Origin of the sequence: Lysinibacillus sp. NPDC096382 (assembly GCF_044762845.1) — a bacterium.
GTDB lineage: Bacteria > Bacillota > Bacilli > Bacillales_A > Planococcaceae > Lysinibacillus.
Genome location: NZ_JBIWFC010000014.1, coordinates 73,605 through 94,809 on the forward strand (window position 1 = coordinate 73,605; position 21,205 = coordinate 94,809).

At 34.6% G+C, this 21,205-nt stretch carries 31 protein-coding genes and 1 pseudogene; 10 read left to right on the top strand and 22 right to left on the bottom strand.

Features of this window, described 5'->3' with window-relative positions; genetic code table 11:
* Window positions 1-222: hypothetical protein (locus ACIQZA_RS17935; RefSeq protein WP_403009933.1), on the bottom strand; the 222-nt coding region annotated here is incomplete at its 3' end.
* A gap of 80 nt (window positions 223-302) precedes the next feature.
* On the opposite strand from ACIQZA_RS17935, the gene ACIQZA_RS17940 reads away from it, so the two are divergent.
* The gene (locus ACIQZA_RS17940; RefSeq protein ID WP_400939339.1) at window positions 303-2,327 is read left to right on the top strand and encodes a multicopper oxidase family protein; all 2,025 of its coding nucleotides are present in this window, start codon (window positions 303-305) and stop codon (window positions 2,325-2,327) included.
* Window positions 2,328-2,489: 162 nt separating this feature from the next.
* On the opposite strand, the gene ACIQZA_RS17945 is transcribed toward ACIQZA_RS17940, so the two are convergent.
* The 4 genes from ACIQZA_RS17945 to ACIQZA_RS17960 form a co-directional block, all read right to left on the bottom strand.
* On the bottom strand, window positions 2,490-2,648 hold the full coding sequence (locus ACIQZA_RS17945) for a MerR family DNA-binding transcriptional regulator (RefSeq protein ID WP_400939341.1): 159 nt from the start codon (window positions 2,646-2,648) through the stop codon (window positions 2,490-2,492).
* A 307-nt stretch (window positions 2,649-2,955) separates the two neighbouring features.
* Window positions 2,956-4,218: an MFS transporter gene (locus ACIQZA_RS17950; protein ID WP_400939344.1), complete on the bottom strand. Its 1,263-nt coding sequence runs from the start codon at window positions 4,216-4,218 to the stop codon at window positions 2,956-2,958.
* A gap of 24 nt (window positions 4,219-4,242) precedes the next feature.
* The gene (locus ACIQZA_RS17955; protein ID WP_402883201.1) at window positions 4,243-4,554 is read right to left on the bottom strand and encodes a hypothetical protein; all 312 of its coding nucleotides are present in this window, start codon (window positions 4,552-4,554) and stop codon (window positions 4,243-4,245) included.
* Window positions 4,547-5,122 (bottom strand): MarR family winged helix-turn-helix transcriptional regulator, encoded by a 576-nt coding sequence (locus ACIQZA_RS17960; RefSeq protein WP_400939350.1) that lies wholly within the window; start codon window positions 5,120-5,122, stop codon window positions 4,547-4,549. Before ACIQZA_RS17960 ends, ACIQZA_RS17955 begins: the two co-directional genes overlap by 8 nt.
* A 345-nt stretch (window positions 5,123-5,467) precedes the next feature.
* Between ACIQZA_RS17960 and ACIQZA_RS17965 the strand changes: the two genes are divergently transcribed.
* The 5 genes and pseudogenes from ACIQZA_RS17965 to ACIQZA_RS17985 form a co-directional block, all read left to right on the top strand.
* Window positions 5,468-5,842, top strand: a complete 375-nt coding sequence (locus ACIQZA_RS17965; RefSeq protein WP_142508301.1) for a DUF2085 domain-containing protein — start codon at window positions 5,468-5,470, stop codon at window positions 5,840-5,842.
* Window positions 5,843-5,853: 11 nt separating this feature from the next.
* The gene (locus ACIQZA_RS17970; protein WP_400939352.1) at window positions 5,854-6,261 is read left to right on the top strand and encodes a zinc ribbon domain-containing protein; all 408 of its coding nucleotides are present in this window, start codon (window positions 5,854-5,856) and stop codon (window positions 6,259-6,261) included.
* 19 nt (window positions 6,262-6,280) lie between these two features.
* A complete protein-coding gene (locus tag ACIQZA_RS17975) occupies window positions 6,281-6,583 on the top strand; it encodes a zinc ribbon domain-containing protein (RefSeq protein WP_402883197.1) in 303 nt (100 codons plus the stop codon).
* A 282-nt stretch (window positions 6,584-6,865) separates the two neighbouring features.
* Window positions 6,866-8,620, top strand: coding sequence for an ABC transporter ATP-binding protein (locus tag ACIQZA_RS17980; protein ID WP_400939356.1), 1,755 nt, complete (start codon window positions 6,866-6,868; stop codon window positions 8,618-8,620).
* A 17-nt stretch (window positions 8,621-8,637) separates the two neighbouring features.
* Window positions 8,638-8,799: pseudogene (locus tag ACIQZA_RS17985) on the top strand (response regulator); the annotation flags it as partial.
* A 191-nt stretch (window positions 8,800-8,990) separates the two neighbouring features.
* Here the strand turns inward: ACIQZA_RS17985 and ACIQZA_RS17990 are convergent.
* Window positions 8,991-9,236 carry a hypothetical protein gene (locus tag ACIQZA_RS17990; RefSeq protein WP_400939358.1) on the bottom strand — a complete coding sequence of 82 codons (246 nt, stop codon included), beginning with the start codon at window positions 9,234-9,236 and terminating at the stop codon, window positions 8,991-8,993.
* A 152-nt stretch (window positions 9,237-9,388) separates the two neighbouring features.
* The gene (locus ACIQZA_RS17995; RefSeq protein WP_400939360.1) at window positions 9,389-10,165 is read right to left on the bottom strand and encodes a Rha family transcriptional regulator; all 777 of its coding nucleotides are present in this window, start codon (window positions 10,163-10,165) and stop codon (window positions 9,389-9,391) included.
* Between the two features lie 1,042 nt (window positions 10,166-11,207).
* Here ACIQZA_RS17995 and ACIQZA_RS18000 point away from each other — a divergent pair.
* Window positions 11,208-12,110 carry a helix-turn-helix domain-containing protein gene (locus tag ACIQZA_RS18000; RefSeq protein ID WP_400939362.1) on the top strand — a complete coding sequence of 301 codons (903 nt, stop codon included), beginning with the start codon at window positions 11,208-11,210 and terminating at the stop codon, window positions 12,108-12,110.
* Window positions 12,111-12,174: 64 nt separating this feature from the next.
* Here ACIQZA_RS18000 and ACIQZA_RS18005 read toward each other — a convergent pair whose 3' ends face one another.
* Genes ACIQZA_RS18005 through ACIQZA_RS18015 form a run of 3 tightly spaced genes read right to left on the bottom strand, consistent with a single transcriptional unit; the run spans window position 12,175 to window position 13,163 of the window.
* A complete protein-coding gene (locus ACIQZA_RS18005; RefSeq protein WP_400939365.1) occupies window positions 12,175-12,483 on the bottom strand; it encodes a hypothetical protein in 309 nt (102 codons plus the stop codon).
* On the bottom strand, window positions 12,464-12,832 hold the full coding sequence (locus ACIQZA_RS18010; RefSeq protein ID WP_400939367.1) for a YhjD family protein: 369 nt from the start codon (window positions 12,830-12,832) through the stop codon (window positions 12,464-12,466). The genes ACIQZA_RS18005 and ACIQZA_RS18010 overlap by 20 nt, the downstream gene beginning before the upstream one ends.
* The gene (locus tag ACIQZA_RS18015; protein WP_402883192.1) at window positions 12,825-13,163 is read right to left on the bottom strand and encodes a YolD-like family protein; all 339 of its coding nucleotides are present in this window, start codon (window positions 13,161-13,163) and stop codon (window positions 12,825-12,827) included. The genes ACIQZA_RS18010 and ACIQZA_RS18015 overlap by 8 nt, the downstream gene beginning before the upstream one ends.
* A 193-nt stretch (window positions 13,164-13,356) precedes the next feature.
* On the opposite strand from ACIQZA_RS18015, the gene ACIQZA_RS18020 reads away from it, so the two are divergent.
* Window positions 13,357-13,608, top strand: coding sequence for a hypothetical protein (locus ACIQZA_RS18020; protein WP_400939371.1), 252 nt, complete (start codon window positions 13,357-13,359; stop codon window positions 13,606-13,608).
* Window positions 13,609-13,653: 45 nt separating this feature from the next.
* On the opposite strand, the gene ACIQZA_RS18025 is transcribed toward ACIQZA_RS18020, so the two are convergent.
* From ACIQZA_RS18025 to ACIQZA_RS18080, 12 genes are all read right to left on the bottom strand, one after another.
* Window positions 13,654-14,403, bottom strand: a complete 750-nt coding sequence (locus ACIQZA_RS18025) for an N-acetylmuramoyl-L-alanine amidase (protein WP_402883189.1) — start codon at window positions 14,401-14,403, stop codon at window positions 13,654-13,656.
* Window positions 14,403-14,663 carry a phage holin gene (locus tag ACIQZA_RS18030; protein WP_400939376.1) on the bottom strand — a complete coding sequence of 87 codons (261 nt, stop codon included), beginning with the start codon at window positions 14,661-14,663 and terminating at the stop codon, window positions 14,403-14,405. Before ACIQZA_RS18030 ends, ACIQZA_RS18025 begins: the two co-directional genes overlap by 1 nt.
* On the bottom strand, window positions 14,653-14,940 hold the full coding sequence (locus ACIQZA_RS18035; RefSeq protein ID WP_387091448.1) for a hypothetical protein: 288 nt from the start codon (window positions 14,938-14,940) through the stop codon (window positions 14,653-14,655). The genes ACIQZA_RS18030 and ACIQZA_RS18035 overlap by 11 nt, the downstream gene beginning before the upstream one ends.
* A gap of 78 nt (window positions 14,941-15,018) precedes the next feature.
* Complete coding sequence (locus ACIQZA_RS18040; protein ID WP_400939378.1) at window positions 15,019-15,369, bottom strand: hypothetical protein; 351 nt, start codon at window positions 15,367-15,369, stop codon at window positions 15,019-15,021.
* Window positions 15,370-15,462: 93 nt separating this feature from the next.
* Window positions 15,463-15,642: a hypothetical protein gene (locus ACIQZA_RS18045; protein ID WP_400939381.1), complete on the bottom strand. Its 180-nt coding sequence runs from the start codon at window positions 15,640-15,642 to the stop codon at window positions 15,463-15,465.
* 12 nt (window positions 15,643-15,654) lie between these two features.
* Window positions 15,655-15,921 carry a hypothetical protein gene (locus ACIQZA_RS18050; RefSeq protein WP_400939383.1) on the bottom strand — a complete coding sequence of 89 codons (267 nt, stop codon included), beginning with the start codon at window positions 15,919-15,921 and terminating at the stop codon, window positions 15,655-15,657.
* Between the two features lie 18 nt (window positions 15,922-15,939).
* Entirely contained in the window at window positions 15,940-16,530 is a 591-nt protein-coding gene (locus ACIQZA_RS18055; RefSeq protein WP_402883184.1) for a hypothetical protein, read from the bottom strand.
* Window positions 16,530-17,078: a putative phage tail protein gene (locus tag ACIQZA_RS18060; RefSeq protein ID WP_402883183.1), complete on the bottom strand. Its 549-nt coding sequence runs from the start codon at window positions 17,076-17,078 to the stop codon at window positions 16,530-16,532. The genes ACIQZA_RS18055 and ACIQZA_RS18060 overlap by 1 nt, the downstream gene beginning before the upstream one ends.
* Window positions 17,071-18,162 carry a baseplate J/gp47 family protein gene (locus ACIQZA_RS18065; protein ID WP_402883181.1) on the bottom strand — a complete coding sequence of 364 codons (1,092 nt, stop codon included), beginning with the start codon at window positions 18,160-18,162 and terminating at the stop codon, window positions 17,071-17,073. The genes ACIQZA_RS18060 and ACIQZA_RS18065 overlap by 8 nt, the downstream gene beginning before the upstream one ends.
* The gene (locus ACIQZA_RS18070) at window positions 18,162-18,566 is read right to left on the bottom strand and encodes a DUF2634 domain-containing protein (protein ID WP_400939395.1); all 405 of its coding nucleotides are present in this window, start codon (window positions 18,564-18,566) and stop codon (window positions 18,162-18,164) included. The genes ACIQZA_RS18065 and ACIQZA_RS18070 overlap by 1 nt, the downstream gene beginning before the upstream one ends.
* Window positions 18,563-18,826: a DUF2577 domain-containing protein gene (locus ACIQZA_RS18075; protein ID WP_400939479.1), complete on the bottom strand. Its 264-nt coding sequence runs from the start codon at window positions 18,824-18,826 to the stop codon at window positions 18,563-18,565. The genes ACIQZA_RS18070 and ACIQZA_RS18075 overlap by 4 nt, the downstream gene beginning before the upstream one ends.
* Before the next feature lies 1 nt (window position 18,827).
* On the bottom strand, window positions 18,828-19,559 hold the full coding sequence (locus tag ACIQZA_RS18080; RefSeq protein ID WP_483869536.1) for an XkdQ/YqbQ family protein: 732 nt from the start codon (window positions 19,557-19,559) through the stop codon (window positions 18,828-18,830).
* On the opposite strand from ACIQZA_RS18080, the gene ACIQZA_RS18085 reads away from it, so the two are divergent.
* Window positions 19,476-20,135, top strand: coding sequence for a response regulator transcription factor (locus ACIQZA_RS18085; RefSeq protein WP_483869535.1), 660 nt, complete (start codon window positions 19,476-19,478; stop codon window positions 20,133-20,135). The genes ACIQZA_RS18080 and ACIQZA_RS18085 overlap by 84 nt on opposite strands.
* A complete protein-coding gene (locus ACIQZA_RS18090; protein WP_400939401.1) occupies window positions 20,132-21,202 on the top strand; it encodes a HAMP domain-containing sensor histidine kinase in 1,071 nt (356 codons plus the stop codon). The genes ACIQZA_RS18085 and ACIQZA_RS18090 overlap by 4 nt, the downstream gene beginning before the upstream one ends.
* Window positions 21,203-21,205: the final 3 nt, after the last annotated feature.

A 21,205-nucleotide genomic window follows, 5' to 3' on the forward strand; every position in this document is an offset into this window, starting at 1 on the left:
CATTTGTTGCTGTCGCTTCGCTTTCGCACAGATAAATTGCCACAGGACGTGGCGTTCTTCTATTTCAGCAAATGTTGGGGTACCCACTGAAAAGCAACTTAAATTCGCAATCATCTCACCACCTATCGAGGTGGAGACTTCTGTCCTGTCGCTACGCTTTCGGCACATAAGATATTTGCTGAAATAAATTAAATGTTTTTTTATAAGTACAATTATCTCCATTATTGTCCTAGTTGCCTATTGTTTTTACCCATATGATGAGGTAATGAGCAATTTTAAGAATTGAAAAGGGACGTGATGTTTTGACTAAAGAAGTTAATCCTACAGATCCAGAGACAATACCAAAATTTGTGGATGAGCTGCCAAAACCGGTTACCGCTAAACCTAAATACTATAAAGGCCAACAGAGAAAAAACTATTATGAACTTAAAATGATGCAAGCAGAGCATTCTTTCCATAAAGATTTCCCCAAATCAATCATATGGGGCTATAACGGACTTTATCCCGGACCGACAATTGAGGCTACAAAAGACAAAAGCATTTATGTTAGATATAAAAATCAATTGCCCCTAAATCACTTTTTACCCGTTGATTTTTCACTTCATGCGGCAAACGATTCAACGGAAGTAAGAACTGTTACACATTTACATGGCGCAAATGTAGATTGGGAGAGTGACGGACATCCCGATGCATGGTATACAAGAGATTATGCACAAACAGGTCCAAAGTTCAATAAAGACATACATGAATATACTAATCATCAACCCGGCGCAACTCTGTGGTACCATGATCATGCAATGGCGCTAACTCGTTTAAATGTGTATGCTGGATTAGCCGGTTTTTATTTACTTCGAGATTCGCTTGAGGAGCGTTCTAACCTACCTTGTGGTGACTATGAGTATCCCATCTTAATACAAGATAAATCATTTAATGAAGACGGCTCACTTTTCTATCCTGATGAACCACCATTCCCAGTTCCCGTTCATCCATCAATTACACCTGGCTTTGTTGGTAATACTATCGTTGTAAACGGGAAGGTCTGGCCATATTTAAATGTCGAACCTCGTAAATATAGATTTCGTTTTCTCAATGGTTCCAATAGAAGAGGTTATGTCATTAGCCTTTCAAACGGTGATCCTATGATACAAATCGGAACAGACGGAGGCTTTTTAACTGCGCCTCAAGAAATTCAATCTGTCGAATTATTGCCGGCAGAACGAACAGATGTTATAGTCGATTTTTCATCATTTGAAGGTCAGGAAATAATGTTAGTCAATTCTGATGAAGATTTCATTGATGAACATACATGTGTAATCATGCAGTTTAACGTGTGTCTTCCTCTAAAGTGTGAGGATACTAGTGAAATACCAGAAAGACTCGCAGTATCTACGGATTTACATTCACACGATGCACATATCGAGAGACATTTACCATTAACTGCTACGACAGACGATTTTGGTCGACCAATGTTATTATTAAATAATCGTATGTATCATGATCCTACTACCGAAAAGCCTGCACTTGATAGTATAGAGATTTGGAATTTTATAAATGCCACGCAGTTTGACCACCCTATCCATCTACATTTAATTCAATTTAAAATACTAGAACGACGCCCTTTCGATATGGAGCTATATCGAAATGAAGGTAGACTGGAATTTACAGGTCCCCCTGAAAAACCGCATAACTATGAGCAAGGTTGGAAGGATACTGTAAAAGCGGAAGCTGGGAAGGTTACGAAAATTATTATGCATTGGAAAGATCATGTCGGCCATTATATGTGGCATTGTCATTTCCTAGAACATGAAGATCATGACATGATGCGACCAATACTTGTCATGAAGGATTTTCACCCTGTGCAAGAGCCACATGCTGAAATCCAGCATGAAATAGAGCATGCACAAGAACGGCATCATGACGACTCTACTATTGTTACGGGCAATAATGAGCACACTGTACCATTCTTGAACACTTCTCCACACATCACGCCAGTTGAAGAAATTGTAGAATACTCTCAAGCCTCTTTGCAAACAACATATTTAGAAGACGAAATAGAATATACTCCGCAAACTATTCCTCTCTTAACTAGTACGCAAAACAATACTCACTCTACTGAAACAGCTTATTTAGAAGACAATGTGGAATATAATCAGCTATCTTCACCACTTTTGAACAATACTCAAAATATCACGTTTTCAAAAATAGAACTTCCGCAACATCAAATTATTCGTTCTGATATTGAAAGCATTCCCCAACCAATCTTCCCGTCTGACGAGTTTCAATCTCGACAAAGAATACCTGCGAGGCGTCGGAGAAGATGGTACTAATGTTACCAATATAAAAGGCTTGGAAAAAACTGAGCAAACTCTTAAAATGCGCGAGATATCAATTTTAGAAACATGATTTCTCGCGCTTTTCTGATGTGAGGAAAATCTTTTTTGAAAATATACTTACGTCCCTCCTCTCTATGATTTTAATTGTTAATTAGACTATAAAGAATAGGTACGATAAACAATGTTCTGACTATCCGCATAAACTCGATAGCCATTTGAACTTCTTTCCTCCGGTAACAGTAAATTTTTTGTTTCATAAAAGCGTAATGTACTTTTGGCTATACCATTTCTTTCTGAAAATTCTTGAATCGTCATATCAAAGCGCCCAGTCGGAACGGAAATCAACCACACGTTTTGGTGATGATCCATTATTAAGGGTTTTAATTAACCATTTGTTATCCAATACGCTGATTTCCGCTACCATCAGCTAAAAATAGGTACACCTAAGCAAAACATCACCTAAAGATCCTTTAATCGGTCAATAATATTTTCCTAAGACAAAAAAGAGCCCCTTTTGCTGTGCATTAAGGGACTTAAAGGTTAATCGTTTGAAAATGATTGTCAGTATTTACTGTTGCTTAGAATGCTCGAGTAAAGCATTGTGCAATAGATTTCTTATGAATTATTCTGCTACCTCGCTCTTTTCAAAGCGTAAAATTCTCTTTGTTGCAATTGCCATCACTACCATGGCAATACTAATCATTAAAATAGGAACGTAGACTTTAATTCTAAATGCTTCAAATAAAAAGCCATACAATATTTGCCCAATCGGTGCCATACATTGTGAAACGGCGATGATGATAGCCAAGACCTTCCCTAAGTTTTCATTAGGCGTTTCTTTTTGTACAAGTGTAATAACATATATTGAAATAACGGTCAGAATCATAGCTATAACAAGCGCACTACCGACAAATAAAGTATAAGACGGATAATATCCTATATTAAGAATGAGTGGCGTAACTGCTAGAGCCATTGGAACAATCAATAAAGCTGTGATAAACACCCAAAAGTATAAATTATTGATACCCATTTTTTTCGCAAAGTACCCCATTGATAAAGCTCCTAAAATTGTAGCAAAATCGATTAATCCCATCCCTATTCCATACAATGTATCACTACTTTGCATTGTAACACGCAGAATAATCGGTACACCTACGACAAACAGCGGTGTTAATAATAAATTTAATAATGCAGCTAAAATCATACATTTGAAGATAAAAGATTTCTTCACTACATAACTAAAGCCTTCTTTCAAATCATTTACAAGCGTCGGAATAATATGTCTATCCTGTTCTCGTTGCATAAATGGTATATGAATAAACATCTCTAATATGGCAGAAAGGAAAAAGAACACACCACTCACTATGACAAGCACTTTTAAGCCAATCAAACCGTAAAGTATTCCTCCTAATACAGGAGCAGCTACATTAGACAATGATTGAATACCATTGACTATTCCATTTGCTTGCTCTAGTTTTTCCTCTTCTACAAGTACTGGAATACTGGCCATCACTGCAGGTGCATACATAGCACTAACAAAGGAAAGAAGCACCATCACAACACCAATAACCCAAATGGAACTATTACCATAAGCTAGCATTGCAAAGAAAATAAAAACTATTATGCTACTCGTAAAATCAAAAATCACCATTAAATTGCGCCGATTAAACCTGTCAGCAATTGCTCCTCCTAGCGGTGCTAGTAAAATTGGGACACTCGATATCGCAAATAGTACTGCAAAAAGATCTGCACGTCCTGTAATATCTAGTACATAAAGTGATAAAGCAAACCTTAAAAGCGCAGATCCTAATATAGAAATAATTTGCCCAATCACCATAAGATTAAAATCTTTTGAAAAGCCTTTTCTTTTAATCTGTGATTCCATTCATTAGACCCCTTCCTTTACCATTCATGCCCCTTTTGAAAGGGTAGAATATTTTTGTATTGTAAGAAGAAAGATATTACTAAAAATACTTATAGTACTTAACCAAATGAGCCACTCTATTTGCACACTCCAAGACATTATTAGCAATAAGAACCCCACGATAATGGATACATAATTTCCAGAACGATTAATTTTTGAATTCCGATAAAATTTTCCCTTAACCTCATACGTAAATTTCTTTATTTTACGTTTCATAAAATAAACTTTTTCCTTTAACTTCTGCTTAGTATCTTTTGCTTTTTGAGGATAAAAAAAAGTTATAGCTCCTTTAGTCACGGCGTTCTTCATCTCCATATCGTTTTTTTAATAACTCAGTAAAAACTCTCTCTTGGAAGTCCGAAATCTGTTTTGGCTCCTCGATCTCCATATTTACCGTTTCTTCATATCCATCTAGTTCTTCACCGTCAAAGCGATAGAGTTTTTGTAATAGCTTCCATAATGTTTCAATTTCCTCTGTTGTAAAGTCTTTAAAGATATCTGCTAAAAAGTAAGTAGACTTCTCCGAACAAGCAATTAAAGCTGTTTTTCCCTCTGAGGTAATCTCGACATTGATCGACCTTTTATCTAATTTACTTGGTACCGTTTGGACATATCCTTTTTTCACAAGACTCGTTATTAACTTATTCGCAGTCTGCTTAGTTGTACCAAGTTTTTTGGCGATATTTACGAGTGTTGTATTTTCTACTGGTAAATGCGCAATGGCAATAAGAGCCATATGCTGTCTCGAAGTTAATACCTCTAAATACTCATCTCCTTTGATTTGAACTTTATTGACAACTGAAAACAATGTCGCATAACTTTGCTGCATAAAATGTAATTCCTTCAATAAAAGCTGTAAATCCATATGTAGCACCTCGCTATTTAGTCACCATGTTTACTAAACAATACACAATAGCATTATTAACGTCAACATGGTGACTATTATTTTTTGAATAAATCAAACATCCAATAGACCGACTGTCGGTTTATAATATTATATGATATCCCTCCAAAAAAAGGAACTTATTTTAAACATTCCTCTTAAAAAAATGCTAGAAAAATCCCGCACAGGAACAAATACCTATTACTTAATCCCTAAATTATATGAAAAGTAATTTTTATCATTAAAGGTACTACCCATATTCCTTTTTATAGTATATTATATTCGTTGTTTCCTTTTATTGAAAAACTTGATTAAATAGGTGATTTCGTGAATCGATATTTTCAACTTTTATTCCTTTGCCATAGATTACCAAGTCGATCTTTTTTTTATAGAGGTGTTCAATTTCCAATTTGCGCACGTTGCACAGGAATTTGTATAGGATATATAATTGGCATTATATTGGCATTTTTTAAAATTTTACCCTTTTTTTATGCTCTTATTTTAACAATTCCTATGATTATAGACGGAACGGGACAATTATTTAATAAATGGCTTAGTACTAATAATCGGCGATTAGTAACGGGAATACTCGGGGGAATAGGCATTGTTTTTATGATTTTACACGCCGCTCTCTTATTTTGGAAACTAACTATGTATCTCTATAAAAAAGGAGAATATATTGGTTCATTAATTTTTAACTAAGGAGACTGAAAATGTTTTGTACATATTGTGCATCCAATCTATCAGAACACGCAGAAATTTGCTCAAATTGTGGTGTTAGAAAATTCAAAGTGCATAATTACTGCCATAATTGTGGGAATGAATTAAATGCTTTACAAGAAATGTGTACTTCATGCGGTATTATTTTAAAAAATTCTTCAAAGGGTACTCATCCACTAGTTCCTACATTACTTACATTTCTAATACCTGGTGTAGGCCAAATCATTAATAATCAAATGGGTAAGGGATTTCTTTGCTTATTTATATCTATAATATTTATTATTTTCATTCCTTTTCCTATTGGATTCATTATGGTTGGTATACCCATTTTAATTGATGCTTATTTAATCGGGAAAAAAATATATGAAGGAAAAGCAGTAGGAAAATGGGAATTCTTTTAATTTTAGGAGGTATACTTTAATGTTTTGTCCACACTGTAGTGAAGAAATTGCAGCACAAGCAGAAATTTGTCCAAAATGTGGTGTTCGTGTACATAATACATCCGAAGAGGATAAACCAAATATAGCTATTAATATCCTTTCCTTTTGTTGTACACCGCTTTTAGGGATTATTATGTATTTTGTATGGAAAGGTGATAAGCCTAAAGCAGCTAAATCTGCTTTAATATGGGCGTTGATTGCAATAGGTTTATATGTAGTATTAATGGTTTTATTTGGAATACTAGGGTTTGTGCTTGGTTCTATCGACGAGTATAATTATTAAAAAAGACTAGGAATTAGCTAGTCGACATCTTAAAAAGCGCGAGACATCAATTTTAAAACATTGATTCCTCGCGCTTTTCTGATGTATTTTTTCCATCCTAAAAATTCACTTATGTCCAGCCTCTTTTCATATTTACTCCTTTAATTAAAATTATTCAATTGATCGTACTCTTACCTATCCTCATTACCTCCTCATTTCATATTCAGTTCATATTGACATGTTATAGTTAGTCATATAAAAGATTCATATTTTATTGTTGATGAAATCAAAGGAGGATTTACTGTGCAGGAGGTATCAAAAGATACGACAAAACTGAAGGATTGGCGGCGCTTTATTCGCTTAGTCAAACAGGCTGAACCACCAATATGGCTTTTAATTATTGCATTAATAATGAGTTTAGCAACTACGGGCGTAGGCTTTATCGTTCCGCTATTTACAAAAAAATTAGTCGATGGCTTTTCATTAGCATCCCTTAATTATTGGCAAATACTTTTGTTAGGGATTGCTTTTATCGCGCAGGCCATTGCGGGTGGACTTTCCATTTATTATTTAAATCGTGTCGGACATCATGTTGTTGCGAAATTACGAGATCAGCTTTGGAGAAAGCTACTTCATTTACCAATTCCTTATTATGATGAGAACGATACAGGTGAAACATTAAGCCGTGTTACGAATGACACAGCTGTTGTTAAGGATCTCATTACGGAACATCTTGCGAACTGTTTATCAGGCGTACTATCTATTATTGGATCAATCATCATTCTATTAATCTTAGACTGGAAAATGACCTTAGTCATGCTGATTGCTGTTCCGCTTGCTATGGTTATTTTAATGCTATTAGGAAGACGAATGTTTGTCATTTCAAAAGGGATGCAAGATGAGACAGCAAAATTTACGGCTGTGCTCAATCAAGTTTTACCTGAAACGCGATTAGTAAAAGCTTCAAATGCCGAGAATATTGAATATGAGCGTGGCAAGAAAGGCATTACAAACCTTTTTACGTTTGGCTTAAAAGAGTCTAAAATCCATGCGCTTATTTCGCCTCTCATTTCGTTTGTATTAATGTCAGTCCTTGTGGCCATTATTGGTTATGGCGGTATACGAGTTTCTTCAGGAGAGCTTACAGCAGGCGACATGGTGGCATTTATTTTATATTTAATCCAAATCATCATGCCGATGACCCAATTAACAATGTTCTTTACACAGCTACAAAAAGCAATGGGTGCTACTGAGCGAATTAGTGCATTACTTGAGCATGAGGAAGAAAATATTTTCGAAGGAAACACATTAGAAAAAGTGGATCAACCGATTTATGTAAAAAATGTTGACTTTGCTTATGGAGAAGACCTAATTTTATCGAATATTAATTTTACCATTGAACCAGGTCAAGTGACGGCCATCGTAGGACCTAGTGGCGGAGGAAAAACAACAACATTTTCTCTGTTAGAAAGATATTATCAGCCTACTAACGGACGTATTACACTTGGAGAAACCCCTATCAACAAGTACTCCCTACATTCTTGGAGAAGCCAAATCGGCTACGTTGCTCAGGAGAGTGCACTGCTGTCTGGTACAATTCGTGAAAATATTTGCTATGGCATTGACAGAGAAGTACAGGATGAAGAACTTAATAGAGTTGCTAAAATGGCCTATGCCGATCAATTTATCAATGAATTACCAGAGCAATTTGATACAGAGGTAGGAGAACGAGGCATTAAGCTTTCTGGTGGTCAACGACAACGAATCTCTATCGCAAGAGCACTTTTGCGTGACCCTCAAATATTAATGCTAGATGAAGCAACATCTAGTCTAGATAGTAAATCGGAAATCTATGTTCAAAAAGCTTTGGATAATTTAATGCAAGGTAGAACAACGCTTGTCATTGCACACCGCCTTTCGACAGTAGTAGATGCAGATCAAATACTTTTTGTGGAGAAAGGACATATTACGGGCAGTGGCACACACGATACGCTATTTAGGACTCATGATATGTATCGGGAGTTTGCCAAGCAACAATTACGTATTAAAGAGGAATAACGAAGGGATTTGTTAGCATGACAAAACTATTAGTAGTAGATGATGATGCGCATATTCGGGAATTAGTTAAAGTATTTTTACTAAATGAAGGCTTAGAGGTAATTGAAGCTACGGACGGTGTCGATGCACTGTCCAAATTGGAATCTGAAAAGGTGGATATGATTATAATGGATATCATATAGTATGTTAATCTATCAGCATTTACTGCTTTATTTTTGGTGTATTACACCAACTGAAAACATGATGTAACTTTCTTAATTTCTATCAATCTACGTTCTTTTCTATTAGTTTGGGCATCGTTTTGGCATCATTTAAACTAAAAAATCACTCATTATTCAAACGAGTGATTTTCTTGTATTTATGTAATTTTTTAGTTAACCAATATCTCTAATTCAGTGATTCGACTGGATAGAAGATTGTTCATAAATTTCAATTCTTCATTATCATGACGTCCCAGTACATTATTGTCATGCAATAGATAAAGAAACTCTATTTCTATATCGTTTACAACTTGGTACCACCAACTTCCGATATCGTTTGAATTAGGCGGTGGTATATTAAAAATTTCCGAAAATTTTATTAATACATCCAGTAATTCTTTTGTTGTCGTTTCCATTATTTGCCCCCTCAAAAATGAGGACATCCACTTTTAAATGTACCCTTTTTAGGGTATAATTAAGCTTATATTGTTTTGGGTGGATGTCACTCGAATTGTATCACGATCTAAGTTGGCGCTTAGATTGTGATTTTTTTATTTTCTTGAAACATTTATGAAACCTCTTTCACTTGACCTAATAATAAAGGAATAAGCTCACTAAACTTTGATGGATAATACAAGGGCTGTGTTTCTTTTGGATTTCGAGGACTAATTGCGTTTGATCCGTAATACTGTCCCTTTTCTGTAATCGACTTAAATGCTTTTGTTCCACCTTTTGATGATGGACGATGTTTAATTTCCAGAATGCCTGCGGCTATTAAGATATTGTTAGCTTTAATTGCACTTATACCTACATTATGTTCCTTAAGTAAATCTGAAATTGGTTTCTTCAACTCCTCATTTTCTACATAAACAGGCAAATGATTCGTTGGCACACCATGTTGTTCGTGTACAGCTGTTAGCATCCGCACTTTAGAAGATTCGTCCGTACGTAGGATTTCAATAGCATACTTCACACCGATTAGCTGCTTTTCAAAATCCACCACATTACTTGATGATGAAGCTTGGCTTAGTATTTGTTCCATTTCTTCAAACCGAATAACATATGTTGCTGTGAATAAAATACCCTTTTCACCAGTCATTTTGTTTGCTACCATGTCACAGCCTTTGCGTGTGAGTAGGTAACACTTATTTTCTTTTCCAGAAGAATCTTTATAGGTGTTTTCAATAAAAAAATCCGCTGAACGCATTTTTGCGTTGAGTAAAATTTCACTATAATTATCGATGCTTCTTAATAAATCCGTATGGCGTTTCCCAACCATTTCTGCTACATCTCGACTATCCGTTACTAGCTGACCATTAAACGAAACTACATTTAATTGATTCATATCGTGTTCCTCCTGTTTTTTAGGCGTTAATAATCTTTCACTTCAGTTTTAACAACATTTCAATATCGTGTTCCTCTATATAACAAACGTCTGTATTATATTTATCACCCCCTTTCGTTATTTTTATATCCATTAAACTATTAAATGATACATATAATTTAATTTATTTTTATTTAAAAAAGATATTCTCCCTTAATTATACAGAGGGAATTTTTAGTGACAAAATCACATATAGAAGAAATAAATGTGTTTTATAGAGCTACAATCAAAAAAGCACCACGAAAACGTTGATTATTAGTGAATAATAATCAGACGCTCTCGTTGGTGCTTCCAACTGAGAACATTAGCTATGAGGGTTTTCCTCAAGCCTTTGTTATTTAATTAATTGTAATCAAAACTTAATTGAATCTATTTACAATTACACATTAACATAAATAACAAACTGATTACTAGCATAAATTCAAATTTTTCTTAAATTAATAAAACAAAACACCCCAAATGAAGGGTTATCTCTTGATAACCAGGCTCAAATGGGGTGTTCCCTTTTTAGATATGCAGTTTCAATGTTTTTTACTTATATACATCTTACTGCGATATATGCCTGGTTTCAAGTGTATTTTTCCAATCTATTCATACTATCTTAATCTTTTTGATTTTCTAAGTAGTCTACTCATACATAATATCAAAATGAATAATTTCCATTTTTGATGAGATAATATATTTAATTTGTTTATATTTGTTTAAAAATGTTTATATTTGTTCAATGTAATGATCAAATATGCTTTAAAAATTGGAAAACCTCCAAATAATCATGTCAAGAGATTTTTTTCATCATTTAAAATCCTCAACTTAAAGTCCACCAGCCCTAGAGAAATTTTCTACATCTTGTATAGGTGTCAATTTAATCATTTATCAAATTTAATTTGATTATAAATAAAATATAATTTGATTTCAATTATAAAATATTATTATTCCATTTGTGTTATCAATTATGATTTGATATTATTGATTTACAATCTTATAATTTTGGGAAGTGAAGAAGATGAAAACTTTTGGGGATAAAATGAAAGTCCTAAGAGAGAGTAAGGGTTGGACGCAAAAGTATACGTCCGAAAAAATGGAAGTCTCACCACAAATGTACAATAATTACGAAAAGAATAAAACAAATCCTTCTTTAGAAATTTTAAAACGTGTATGTGATTTATATAACATTTATTTAGATACGTTGGATGGTAATTATGATAATGCTTCTGATTTTCTTAGATCTGTTGAATTAGACAATTCATATTTTGAAAAACAAGAAGATGTCGAGAAAAATACCCCCCAAGAAGAGTATCCATATTTCATTCCTAACATTGCTGGGTTAGGATATAATTCTCTATTTAATGCTGATTTATATAATAACCAGATTGACTATGAAGAAAACGAATTCTTTTTCTTTGAAAATACTGATATCGATTATTCACCAGGACGATTAAAAGAAGATGACTTGTTATATTGTGAAGGAATCAACCCAAAAAAAGAGCCTAAAGCAACCAGTATTTATTTGATTCATTTAAAAAGTGAGGATAAATATTACTTAAGAAATTTTTTGGACCAAAAATTAGTTTTGGGAATAATTAAAGGATTAAAAGGTACACCACAAGAAGAACTTCTTCAAAATATACCGGAATCTAATCTTCTTAAGGATTTTTATTTCTTAATGCCTAATCTTTCTAAGTTAACGAACATGTCCATAGTTAATAAAAGCGAAGTAAAAATAATAGGTGAACTCCAATATGTTATTTATAACCCACAGGTTGATCTATTTGAAAGTCTAGGTTTTAACTATAAAGAACTTGCTCAAAAACAATGGGATGATGGTGTAATTGAATTTAGAAAAAAAGTAGCTAACATTATTCAGGAAAAAGAGAATTCTTCCAAAAAAACAGAGTCCAGAAAATAGTTGACTTGATTTGTGCAACGAAATAAAAAGTCATTCATTCTAAAAATGAGTGACTTTTTTAAGTTTAATCTTTATCTATAATACTTCCACTAGTTGTCCATTCGTACTCGCCTTCTCCAGACATTATATATCGTAATTTTAATAATTGATTAATTACTACATCCAAACTCTCTACTTTATTAAAACCAAGCGTAACAGGTGCATCAGTTAAATTTAACATTTCATCTGTTTTTATTTTTGTTCCAATGGGTACAGGATCAATTCTGGTAAATTGAATTGCCCCCGTTTTTTGCTTCTTATTTCCAACTAAGCGAACACCTACATCTCCATTTCCAAATAATATTTGAACAGAACTAGTTCTTAGAATTGGCATTATCATTTTTCTCCTTTAAGTAGTTAAATATCAAATTTTCCACTTGTGTTTTTAAAGCTTGTTTAGCGTACCTTAGTTCCACATCGTTTCCTGCTGTAGCAATCTGCACATCACTAAAGTTTTCATCTATCTTAGTCCATCCAACAATTCGTATTTTTTGTTGAGCAAGTTGTCTTTTCAAATCAAAACATTCATTGCGTAAATCTTTTAACAGCACATCCATCAATGGGAGAAATACATTCTTTAACTTAAATTGTTCTGTCTTTAGATAATCAACCAATAGCGATTTGACAGCTAAGTCTAACAATAAAAATTTGTGCACAAGCTGTCGTTGCTCTGAATTAATCATCTATATTTACCATTGATGCTTTTTGTATCTGATCAAATGTAATACGTTTGATTGAGATATCTATATCCAAGAGTAATTCCTTATGAAATGCATTAATTGCAGTAATCTTTCCTACAACATCATGTAATTTATTGTCGCTCCAAAAAGTTATCTTGACTTCTTCATGCAGTTTATATGCTAGCTGCACTATTTGTTCAATCTCTTCCATTTCCCATTCAGTCAGTTCACGCTTTTTATCATAATACTGCTCCTGTTTCCATTCCTTGATTTTCATCAAATGCTCAGGCAACATCATCGCCGTCCACTTCATATTCCCACGATCGTTTAACATAATATCGCCCCTCACTAAGAACGTTTGTTTGTATATATTATAGAACTAATGTTCTGTTTTTAGCAAGTGAAAATCACAGGAATAAATTATAAGTAACGTGATTTCAGTTACTATTGCCTAATTTTATATATACAATTCATGCTTAATTTCCTAAAATGGTAATTAGAAGATAAGATTAGTGAGGAGAATATAATTGAGTAATTGCCCTAATTGTTTAGCCATAAATCCATTTAAGAAAGTACAAAGAGATGGGGCTGAGATTGAAATATGTGCATATTGTAATACGATTAAGGAGGAAGAGTACGAGGAATATACCAAAAAACAAGTACAAAATAAAAATGATTCAGATCCATTTATTTCAGATCCATTTATCACTAAAATTTTTATATTCGCATGTATTCTGCTAGTGTTCATTGTTTTATTTTCATTATTGCCATACTTATAAATGAACATTGACCAAGATGGCATTTAGCTATCTTGGTCTTTAATATTATTCAGCTACTATATTTGTTACTTGTGCTAATTTAGCTGTTTTAATTTTATTTGCTCCTGCTTGTGCTGCGGCCATTCCAGTAAATGTACCTGTTTTAACACGCCATTTTGACCCGACCGGATCGATGTAAGCCACCCAACCAAAACGGTGTTTAAGTACATCTTGTGTATTTTCTGCAGCTTGTTTTGTAGCGTATGTTCCAGTAAGTACGCGGTATTTATTATTGTCTGCAATAGGTGCAGGTTGTTGCACATTGCTACTCGCATTTTTAACCATAGAAATAAATTGTGACCAACTAATTTTACCTTCACGCATATTTCGAGGGCAATTTTTACCGCTAAAATGGTTGTGCTGAACTACATTACTAATTGGAATGTTTTCATCCTTCATGATTTTAGCAACTAACTCTGCAGCATTTTGCATTGCCTTTGGATAGTTACCGTCACTGTTTACGCAAACCTCTACTTGTATACCTTGGTTATTACCTGTCGTGCTTCCTGCGGCCCAACATCTCCAAGCATGTTCAAAAGATTGTACAGCTTCTTTATCGTCCACAGTATAGTGCCAGGAAGCTGAACGGCTATTACCGTTGTATTGTAAACGTGCGTGTGCGTCTGCGTCTGCGTCAGCTCCGGATCTAGTATTATCCGTTTCATGAACAACGATAAATTTTTTAGTGTTTCCTTTTCCATAAGTAACCTTGTTTGCTTGTAGATCCGTAACTAATTTTTTACGAGTTACAACCATTATTGTCCACCGTCCTTTGGTTTGTTATAATCCATTGCTAGTTGGCTATCTGAAACGCCTTTTGTTGTTGGGTCGATGATAATACCAAGCAAGCCTAAAATACTTAGAATCGTCTCCGAAATGGCTGTAACTTGATCGTTGTAAATCGTAATATCAACATTAAAAATGCCTGCTATTTGATTAGCAAGCACAATAAGTAATGCAATTAATGACACCCAAAACTGTTTATGACGAATACGTACTTTCCAATTAATCTTCATGACTGTTTCCCTCCACTTTATCAATTCGTTTATGCGCTTGTTTTGCTGATTCCTCAACACGTATTAATCGCTCGTTTTGCGATTCAATCTTTCGTGCCTGGTCTTTAAAATCAAGTTTAATATCATCGACACCTCGCGCTATGTAATCGACTTTAGATGTAATACTGGCTTCCGATGCACCTTGATTTTTACTATCTTTTTTCATTGTAATTATTGCACCCAGCACTCCTAACACTGTACCGATAGCGCCAAACAATAAGGACATTTCTATACTCATAGAACACCTACTTTCACCAATATAAAAAGGACACGTCATAAAGACGCATCCTTCATTTTCCCAAGCGTTTGAGATTAATTATTTTTCATCAGGCCATAATACTACTGTTAACAGTATACAAATTACTAAAACATTCGAAACAAAATAGATACCATTTACAATTGCAGGAAATTGCGCATTAGCTACTAAAAATGTCAATAAGCTTAGGACTGATATATGCACAGTTAATTGCTTTAACAGATTTATAGTTTTTACTTTTTTAATATCCCCTACCGATAGGGCAGCTACTCCAACTGCAATCGCAATATTTATTTGTGCTAATGTAATCAAAGTATTTTTCCACTCTGCCTGCGGCAATACATATGCAACATATAGAGCTATAACACATAATCCTATTGTAAATAATTTAATAATTTTATTTTTACCCATTTTAATCCCTCCATCTTATATCTCTTAATACGAATGGAGAATTGGGAAAGTTTCTACTTTATAAACTATTTTTCCATAAAAATAACGCTAGGCTTATGCCTGCGTTTCGTCTGTTTCTTTTTGCTGTTCATCCATCAAGGTACATAACTTTGTATACTCGTCTTGGCTAACCTGCTTATTTAACATAAGTAAACTTAAATTTGTTGCCATCACATCGTAGTTACATCCTGGACTAATGATTAATAACTCTGCAGCACGATAAACAATTTTCATGTTTGTTCCTCCCTACACTCCGATATTTTTCATTGCAATTAATACTTCTGTATTCAATAGCGTTTGTGCTTGCATTTCTTCTAGTGATGGCTGTGGTTCTATTGGATTTGGTTCCGGGATGATAGGCGCTGTAAATTCGCCTGTTCCGCTGTTATAAATACTTCCTAACTTAACTTCTAAATCATTAATTAGCACCATATCATTTCTATCATCTTTGGAACTTAATTGGCTGACACCTATAACGACATTGTTTTCATTTAACTGCGCGTAAGTATGCATTCTCTCACTTCCTTTTTATTAATAGTACTCTGTAACTTCCCATGATAAATAAGTAGGAGCGTACATAGTACCTTCATTAGAAACGGATAATTTCATTGATGTCGAAGTAAAACTAGATACATAAATAACTTCAGTACCTTTGAAATCTACAGAACATTTACCGATGTCTACGGAACTAAAGTTAATAGTTACACTATTTCCTCCTTGAGGCATCAAGGTCGTCCCTCTTTGTACAGATTTTACTACACGACCATTAAGTAAAGTATTAATATTAGTATTCATTGTACTTGTTCGTGTATCAATTGCATCAACTTTAGTTTTTGTACTATCAACAGTTGTTTTGGTGTTGTCTACCACTATTTTTGTTGAATTGGTAGTAGTTTTAATTGTTTCTGTATTTTGTTTAATTTGGTCTGATTTTGAGTTGATGTCGTCAAGCTTGACATCGATAGCGTTTAAATCTTCATGAGTAACGCCATCTGCTATTTTGTTGTCCAAGACTTTTAGAGTAGTATCAATTTTGTCCATGTTTTTGTTTTGTACATCAACATTGTAGAAATCATCTTGATTCGGTTTTTCTAAGTTGTAGTTAGGTGTGCTTTTTGGCATTATGGCATCACGACCTCTCTTAATTGTTCATGTGTAAATGCTGCTAACTGAGCATGTGTAAAACGCACTAAAGTACTATGTTGGTTGTATCGTAATTGGACAGTTAAAACCATGTTCTGAGGTGTTATGCGTTCTAGCATGACTACAACTGCATCAAACATGCCCTTAACAGTCAATTCGATTTTTACACTTAGCGTTTTTGCTGCTACATCACGTTTCAACTCATATTGTCCTACTCCTAAGAGGCTATCTAGTAATTGTTTAAGCACTCTAAAAGAGTAAGGAGCCTGTTCTTGATATCGAGTTAGAATCCTAAATCTTCGTGTTTCGATGGTGTCTGTCGCTGGTACTTTTAGCTTCAACATTTTTTCATATCTCTCTGCGCCTTGCTCATTTGCAGTTACTACAAATTGATTATTTAATGTATCTTCGATTTGTTGCCACAGACTCTCAAGTACAGGATTTTCAACATTTGTGATTGCTATTATCTCTTTAATCTCGTGTAAGATTGGTGGTAAATAGCCAATAATATCAACATCTCTAGCCACTCACAACACCTCGCTTGGGTATTGATTCAGGACCAAGTGCTATATTCGATTGCACACCATTCAACTTTGTATCAGCAATGTCTAGCACACCTGTAACACCTAACAGTCGATATTCTATTTGTGATACACGTACTACAACCCCAGCATGATCTTCATCATAACTGTTTGCCTTGGCCCATTCTTCGGCAAGCTCTTTAAAGTAGTCGTCTATAACCTTTTGTACTTGCTCTTTAATATCATCCCATGTCCATCCAGATTGATAAGTGATATTTAGAGCTACATCAATTGTTGGTTCGTTCACACCAAAAACTGTTACTATATGATCAATTGGAGCTGTGCCGAACCCTTCTCCTTGATGGTCCAATGGATCAACAGTTAACTGTACTTCGTCGAGTAATGTTTGAGATGGCTTTTCATACTGAGAGTTGATAATGACTAACTTAACCGTACCACCACCATCCCAAGCCCTATAAACGCGTACTCCGCCGACACCTGGTAAAGAACCGATTTTCTCCTTATAATCAGCTCTATTACCTCCGAAAGCTATTGATTCAAAACTATTGAAATAACGTGTACGAAAATCCTCTGTATCTTCTTCGTCATCCCATGGTACTAAAACATCGTTTAATACAGCGGTTTGTAAGCCGTCGGTATATTCAATCGGTATCAATTGACCAGAAAATAAATTTCCGACATTACCAGCTGTTTCACACTGTAGTATGAACTGTCCTTGTGAAATACGCTCAACAACTTCGTAATTTAGATCATCTAAACTGAATCGACTTCCAATAGGTACATCAATATTAAATATCCCCTTACGTTTGGCTCGTGTTGCTTCGTGAGGCTTTAAGCCACGTTCGGCAGCACGTCTTATTAAATACTCTCTTGGTGAAGTATCAGCAAATACCATGTCAATGAAGTTCTTAACAGTAGTTAACATTTGTATGGTTTCCGCACTATTGGCAGCTGTTGCGTTATAAATCATTGATGTAACTTCCCGTTTATCAAGAGAATTGTCAACACCAGCTAGTTTTTGCGCCATTAAATCCTCGTAGGTTGTATCTAAGTTAAGTGGTTCGGTCATTAGTATTCCACCTCTTTCTCCGCTGTGATTTCACCATAAATAGTGTGAGCTGTGTATTGAATGTGTACTTTATTTTTGTGGGTGGTGACAACGAAAGAATCAACCTCATTTATACGATCATCTTGTATCAATGCATCTCTAATTCTTCGCTTTGCCTCGCTTGCTACAAAAGAAACTGGCTTACCAAATAAATCTTTAAACTCAGCACCAAAATTCCATGAGTAGATAATGTGATCGTATCGTTCAACTGAAAGCATTAAAAAAATCGCTTGTTTCATGGCTTCTATTTCATCAACATAGCCAACACAGCGATTCTTATTAGGTATTAATTTATAGTTTTTTGATGGCTCAATAACTTCCTCGAAATCGAGTGTCAGTCCATCATTTTCGACTCGTGGAATCATTCAACCACCTCTTTATCCATGATGACGTATTGTTGCCCCCCATGAGCACGAATCATTGTTACTTTGTCGCCTTGTATTAATCCATAATCTTTAACAACGTTAGTCAACTTTAAATGTACTTCTTCCAAAATTAATTTTTGATCAATTTGAACCTTCAAAGGACTTGTACTAACGACAGTGCCATAAACAATATCAGTAAGTTTTTGTGAGTTTACAGCAGCTATCGCAACCCTTTTAACAAGCTTTAAAAAATCAGTCATATCACGCAATGAAATCACCGCCAATCAAATTCAAATCCATTCGATGGTCTGAATCATTAAAAGTATGTTTCACTGTCTCGACCATCATAAAATTAGCGACAGTTAAATCACCTAAGTACATTTGAACAGCTACCTGACTACCGCCTCGTATTGTTGGGTCACCAAACACTTTATTTATGTGTAACTTTCGAGACTTTTGATTATAAAGCTTCAACATTCCATCAGCTTTAGCCTTACCATTCCCATTTTCATCGAGTTTTTCTGTCAGTTGCAGGACGCCCCATTCATTAATTTTGGAACTATCTTGAGCTATATAAATTTCGCGTTTTTTGGTCTCCTTATTTTCGCGAACTAATTTGATTTTGTTATATGTGTTTTCGTCGATGGATGTTGTGTACTCGAAAGATTCGCCAGAATCTTCATCGATTAGCAAATCTGATTTAAGCATCTTGATATTACGTAGATTTAATGAGCCATAGTCGTCATACAGTACATATAAATCACCTGTATTTAGAGTTGTATCTGACAAGGCATTTTCCATGATAGTAAACAACTCTTGATTATCCTCTACTCTAGAAGCAATCACATGCTTTGTATTAGCGACAATACCTGTCTTTAATCTAAAGTCCTCTGCAATCATTTGGAGTACTTGAGCAGCTGTTTTATTGGCGTATACATAGGTGTCTTTGTTTTTAAAATATCGAAGTTGATCATAGCAAGTAACACTGATAATACGATTATTATTACGTTTCTTGGTAAAAACAAAGCCAAAAAATATCTTATGGCCATCATGATGCCTAATATGGATGGCTGGGAATTATGCGAAGAAATACGTTCATTTAATGACAATCTACCAATCTTAATGTTAACCGCAAAGGGAGAAACCTCGCAAAAAGTCAAGGGTTTTCATCTTGGAACAGATGATTATCTTGTTAAACCATTTGAGCCAGCAGAGTTGATCGTCCGTGTGAAATCGATACTTAAAAGATACCATATTTCCCTATCTCAACTTGTGGAGGCTGGCAATATTAAGTTAAATCGTAATACACATGAAGTCTTGTATAACGGTAAATCTTTAACACTTCGTTTAAAGGAATTTGAACTGTTATTTACGTTAGCAAGCTATGCTGGAAAAACTTTTTCACGCGAACAACTAATCGAAGAAATTTTGGGATATGACTATGAAGGTGATGAACGGACAGTCGATGTTCACATTAAAAGACTTCGTCAACGTTTCCCTCAAGAAACAAGTGGATTTGTTATTCGTACAATTCGTGGCCTAGGCTATCGATTGGAACTTGTTTTATGAGAAGACTAAAAAATTTTTTAAAGCTTTTTTTAATTTTAATGCTTCTTCTTACCATTAGCATCGTATTTGCTTTTATTTCCTACCACATAACGTCCTGGCTTTATGATTGGTTAGGCAAACATCCACAAGGTTTCTGGCTACAATTATGGACCGTAGTTGGTGTTTTTGTTCTCTTTGCTTGTTCAGTCATCATCACCTTTTTAATAGGGCTAAAAAGACAACGGAACTATTGGAATACGATTGTAGATGCATTAAGCCGGATTGCTAAAGGTGATTTTACTGTTAAATTAGATCTGAAAACAGATGAAGATCAATTTGGTCAATTAATACATGGCATCAACCATATGGCAGTCGAATTAGGTGAAATGGAAAGAATGCGTCAAGAATTTATCTCGAATGTATCTCATGAAATTCAGTCGCCTCTAACATCTATTAATGGCTTTGCTAAAGCATTGAAAAACATTGACCTCCCTGAGGATAAACGACAGCGTTATTTAGCAATCATTGAGATGGAAAGTAATCGACTATCAAAAATTAGTGACAATTTACTAAAGCTGACGTCGTTAGAATCACAACACCATCCCTTCGAGCCAAGGCATTACCGACTCGATAAGCAATTGCGTAATGTCGTACTAGCGCTGGAACCAAATTGGCTAGTAAAAAATATCGACATGGATATGCAATTAGAAAACATTTCGGTAATGGCTGATGAAGATTTAATGAATCAAGTATGGATGAATTTACTAAGCAACAGCATTAAATTCACACCAGTTGCTGGCACTATTACGATATCTATGACAAAACAAAAGGATACAATGACTATCAACGTTCATGATAACGGTATCGGTTTAACAGTAGAACAACAAAAGCATGTATTCGAAAGATTTTATAAGGCAGACCAATCAAGAACTACTGAGAATGGCGGAAGTGGCTTAGGACTATCTATAGTAAAGAAAATCATCGATATGCATAACGGAACAATTACTGTTGAAAGTATACCAGCTGAATTTACAACGTTTTTTGTAACACTGCCATTAGAAATCAATGAGACTCGTGCAAACGAATAGGAG

Bases quoted from the DNA above. Each gene is read 5' to 3' on its own strand.
- ACIQZA_RS17990 (WP_400939358.1), bottom strand. From the start codon at position 9,236: ATGGAAACGACAACAAAAGAATTACTGGATGTATTAATAAAATTTTCG.
- ACIQZA_RS18050 (WP_400939383.1), bottom strand. From the start codon at position 15,921: ATGCATACTTACGCGCAGTTAAATGAAAACAATGTCGTTATAGGTGTC.
- ACIQZA_RS18045 (WP_400939381.1), bottom strand. From the start codon at position 15,642: ATGAAAATTGTTTATCGTGCTGCAGAGTTATTAATCATTAGTCCAGGA.
- ACIQZA_RS18000 (WP_400939362.1), top strand. From the start codon at position 11,208: ATGAAAACTTTTGGGGATAAAATGAAAGTCCTAAGAGAGAGTAAGGGT.
- ACIQZA_RS18090 (WP_400939401.1), top strand. From the start codon at position 20,132: ATGAGAAGACTAAAAAATTTTTTAAAGCTTTTTTTAATTTTAATGCTT.
- ACIQZA_RS17970 (WP_400939352.1), top strand. From the start codon at position 5,854: ATGTTTTGTACATATTGTGCATCCAATCTATCAGAACACGCAGAAATT.
- ACIQZA_RS18030 (WP_400939376.1), bottom strand. From the start codon at position 14,663: ATGAAGATTAATTGGAAAGTACGTATTCGTCATAAACAGTTTTGGGTG.
- ACIQZA_RS18055 (WP_402883184.1), bottom strand. From the start codon at position 16,530: ATGCCAAAAAGCACACCTAACTACAACTTAGAAAAACCGAATCAAGAT.
- ACIQZA_RS18070 (WP_400939395.1), bottom strand. From the start codon at position 18,566: ATGATTCCACGAGTCGAAAATGATGGACTGACACTCGATTTCGAGGAA.
- ACIQZA_RS18010 (WP_400939367.1), bottom strand. From the start codon at position 12,832: ATGATTAATTCAGAGCAACGACAGCTTGTGCACAAATTTTTATTGTTA.
- ACIQZA_RS18015 (WP_402883192.1), bottom strand. From the start codon at position 13,163: ATGTTAAACGATCGTGGGAATATGAAGTGGACGGCGATGATGTTGCCT.
- ACIQZA_RS18040 (WP_400939378.1), bottom strand. From the start codon at position 15,369: ATGGGTAAAAATAAAATTATTAAATTATTTACAATAGGATTATGTGTT.
- ACIQZA_RS18025 (WP_402883189.1), bottom strand. From the start codon at position 14,403: ATGGTTGTAACTCGTAAAAAATTAGTTACGGATCTACAAGCAAACAAG.
- ACIQZA_RS17995 (WP_400939360.1), bottom strand. From the start codon at position 10,165: ATGAATCAATTAAATGTAGTTTCGTTTAATGGTCAGCTAGTAACGGAT.
- ACIQZA_RS18035 (WP_387091448.1), bottom strand. From the start codon at position 14,940: ATGAGTATAGAAATGTCCTTATTGTTTGGCGCTATCGGTACAGTGTTA.
- ACIQZA_RS17950 (WP_400939344.1), bottom strand. From the start codon at position 4,218: ATGGAATCACAGATTAAAAGAAAAGGCTTTTCAAAAGATTTTAATCTT.
- ACIQZA_RS18075 (WP_400939479.1), bottom strand. From the start codon at position 18,826: ATGACTGATTTTTTAAAGCTTGTTAAAAGGGTTGCGATAGCTGCTGTA.
- ACIQZA_RS18065 (WP_402883181.1), bottom strand. From the start codon at position 18,162: ATGACCGAACCACTTAACTTAGATACAACCTACGAGGATTTAATGGCG.
- ACIQZA_RS17945 (WP_400939341.1), bottom strand. From the start codon at position 2,648: ATGACGATTCAAGAATTTTCAGAAAGAAATGGTATAGCCAAAAGTACA.
- ACIQZA_RS17975 (WP_402883197.1), top strand. From the start codon at position 6,281: ATGTTTTGTCCACACTGTAGTGAAGAAATTGCAGCACAAGCAGAAATT.
- ACIQZA_RS18005 (WP_400939365.1), bottom strand. From the start codon at position 12,483: ATGCCAATTCTAAGAACTAGTTCTGTTCAAATATTATTTGGAAATGGA.
- ACIQZA_RS17960 (WP_400939350.1), bottom strand. From the start codon at position 5,122: ATGGATTTACAGCTTTTATTGAAGGAATTACATTTTATGCAGCAAAGT.